General features: G+C 72.1%; 2 protein-coding genes. Both read right to left on the bottom strand.

Features of this window, described 5'->3' with window-relative positions:
* Positions 1-1,427: glucose-6-phosphate isomerase (locus ACFVTX_RS18325; RefSeq protein WP_386902687.1), on the bottom strand; the 1,427-nt coding region annotated here is incomplete at its 3' end.
* The gene (tal, locus tag ACFVTX_RS18320) at positions 1,424-2,533 is read right to left on the bottom strand and encodes a transaldolase (protein WP_386902686.1); all 1,110 of its coding nucleotides are present in this window, start codon (positions 2,531-2,533) and stop codon (positions 1,424-1,426) included. The genes tal and ACFVTX_RS18325, both read right to left, overlap by 4 nt.
* Between the last annotated feature and the right edge of the window lie 138 nt (positions 2,534-2,671).

Here is a 2,671-nt window from a genome sequence, read left to right as displayed (position 1 = left end):
GTGATCTGGAGGAACACGCCGACCGCGGGGCCGCCCTTGTGGAACTGGCCGGTCGAGTGGAGGAACCGCGGGCCCCAGCCGAAGGTGACCGGACGACCGGCACGCTCGGCGATGAGGGCGCGCAGCTGCTCGAGCTCGGGGTGCGCCACCCGGTCGACGTACGCCTGGATCGAGACGTACCCGTTCGCCGGCAGTTCTTCGAGGAGGACTTCGATCGCCGAAGGCAGGTCACTCGATGCGCCGATCACCTCGGGGGTGCCGCGCACCTCGATGCCGTCGGCGACGAACGCCGCGGGCGCGGGGGCGGGCCGGGCGTCGAGGAGGCCGCGCGCGGCGATCTTCGCCGACTCGACGTCGGGCTGGTCGAAGGGGTTGATGCCGAGCAGACGGCCCGCGACCGCGGTCGCGTACTCCCAGACGAGCAGCTGCGCGCCGAGCGTGCCGGAGACGAGGATGTCGCTCGAGTCGTCGTTGCGGAAGATCTCCTCGCCCGCGTCGTCGACGAGCCGCACGAGCTGCAGGTCGGGCAGGCCCTCCCGGAGCTCGGGGGCGTCCGCGTCGAGCACGACGGGAAGCAGGCCGGTGCCCTCCTTGCCGGTCGATTCGGCGATGAGCTGCTCGGCCCAGTCGGCGAAGCCGACGATGTGGGTGCCGTCGGCGACGATCGCGAGCTTGTCGCGGAGGGGCGCCGTCGCGGCGATCGCCGCACCGAGCACGAGACCCGGGTTGTCGGCCGTGTCGATCGCGAGCGAGAGCTCGATCGTCTCGGCCTCGTCGAGGATCTCGGAGATGTCGACGCCGGCGAGCCCCGAGGGCACGAGGCCGAACGCGGTGAGCGCGGAGTAGCGGCCGCCCACGTTCGGGTCGGCGTTGAAGACGCGGTAGCCCGCGGCGCGCGCCGACTCGTCGAGCGGCGAGCCCGGGTCGGTCACGACGACGATGCGCGAGGCGGGGTCGATGCCCGCGTCGCGGAAGGCCTGCTCGTAGACCCGGCGCTGGCTGTCGGTCTCGACGGTCGAACCCGACTTGGAGGAGATGACGACGGCGGTCGACGCGAGGCGGTCGCCGAGCGCCGCGGCGACCTGCCCCGGCTCGGTCGAGTCGAGCACGGTGAGGCCGACCCGCGCGGTGCGCGTGATCACCTCGGGCGCGAGCGAGGAGCCGCCCATGCCGCCGAGCACGATGTGGTCGACGCCGGCGGCCTCGAGCTCGACGCGGAGCGCGTCGATCTCGGCGACGAGGGGGCGGGAGATCGCGACCGCCTCCGTCCAGCCGAGACGCTTCGACGCCTCGTCTTCGGCGGCGGGGCCCCAGAGGGCCGGGTCCTGGGCGGTGATGCCGCTCGCGACGAGGTCGGCGACGAGCTGCGGCACCGCGCGGCGGACGGCCTCGGCGGACGCGCCGCCGACCGAGATGCGGAAGCTCATCGCGCCGACTCCAGTGCGGTGCGGACGCTGTCGAGCAGTTCGTTCCACGAGACGATGAACTTGTCGACGCCCTCGGTCTCGAGGAGCAGCGTCACGTCGTCGTAGTCGACGCCGACCGAGGCGAGGGCGTCGAGCACGTCGGCGGCCTCGGCGTACGCGCCGGTCACGGTGTCACCGGTGACGACGCCGTGATCGAACGTGGCCTCGAGGGTCTTCTCGGGCATCGTGTTGACGACGCCGGGGGCCACGAGGCCCGTGACGTACAGCGTGTCGGGCAGCGCAGGGTCCTTCACGCCGGTCGACGCCCACAGCGGACGCTGCTTGTTGGCGCCCGCCGCGAGCAGGGCGGCGGCCCGCTCGGTCGCGAACTGCTGCTCGAACAGCTCGTACGCGAGGCGCGCGTTCGCGACGCCCGCCTTGCTCTTCAGCGCGAGCGCCGCATCGGTGCCGATCACCTCGAGGCGCTTGTCGATCTCGGTGTCGACGCGCGAGACGAAGAACGAGGCGACCGAGTGGATGGTCGAGAGGTCGTGGCCGGCGGCCTTCGCCTGCTCGAGGCCCGTCAGGTAGGCCTCGATGACCTCGCGGTACCGGTCGAGGCTGAAGATGAGCGTGACGTTGACGCTGATGCCGGCCGCGATCGTCGCGGTGATCGCGTCGAGGCCCTCGGCCGTCGCGGGGATCTTGATCATGGCGTTGGGCCGGTCGACCTTGGCCCAGAGCGACCGCGCCTCGGCGATCGTGCCGGCGGTGTCGCGGGCGAGGCCCGGTGCGACCTCGATCGAGACGCGGCCGTCGAAGCCCTTCGAGGCGTCGTAGACCGGGCGGAACACGTCGGACGCCGCGCGGACGTCGTCGGTCGTGATCTCGAAGACCGCGGTGTCGACGTCGGCGCCCGCCGCAGCGAGCTCGGCGACCTGCTCGGCGTAGCCGTCGCCCTTCGCGAGGGCCCCGGCGAAGATCGTCGGGTTGGTGGTGACGCCGACGACGTTGCGCTCGGCGATGAGCCGGTCGAGGTCGCCCGAGGCGATGCGCTTGCGCGAGAGGTCGTCGAGCCAGATGCTGACGCCGGCCTCCGAGAGGGCGGCGGTGGGGGAGGTGGTCATTGGAATGTCTCCTTCGTGCGCGCGTCAGGCCGACGCGAGCGATTCCTTCGCGGCGGCCACGACGGCTTCGGTCGTGATGCCGAACTCGCGGAACAGGGTCTTGTAGTCGGCGGAGGCGCCGAAGTGCTCGATCGACAC

This window comes from Agromyces sp. NPDC058136 (assembly GCF_042884375.1).
In the GTDB taxonomy this organism is placed as follows: Bacteria; Actinomycetota; Actinomycetes; order Actinomycetales; family Microbacteriaceae; genus Agromyces.
This window is presented reverse-complemented; position numbering and strand designations above follow the sequence as displayed.